At 66.0% G+C, this 253-nt stretch carries 1 protein-coding gene; it reads left to right on the top strand.

Translation table 11 applies throughout. The features are described from left to right. Positions 1-253: AAA family ATPase (locus KVT32_RS30765; RefSeq protein ID WP_217619503.1), on the top strand; the 253-nt coding region annotated here is incomplete at both ends.

Raw genomic sequence — 253 nt, 5'->3', positions numbered from 1 at the left:
CCAGCTGCGCGACGGCAAGGTGCTGGCCTTTATTGCCTGCAAGGGCGGCAGCGGCGCGACCTTCATCTCGACCAACTTCGGCTATGCGCTGGCGACGCTGGCCGAGAAGAAGGTCCTGCTGATCGACCTACACGGCCAGTTCGGCGACGCCGCGCTGTACGTCTCGGACCAGAAGCCGACCATGACCCTGTCCGACGTCTGCGAGCAGATCGCCCGCGTCGACGGGCCCTTCCTCGATTCCTGCCTGGTGCAC

This window comes from Achromobacter sp. GbtcB20, assembly GCF_019091095.1.
GTDB classification, from domain to species: Bacteria; Pseudomonadota; Gammaproteobacteria; order Burkholderiales; family Burkholderiaceae_B; genus Achromobacter; species Achromobacter mucicolens.
This window is presented reverse-complemented; position numbering and strand designations above follow the sequence as displayed.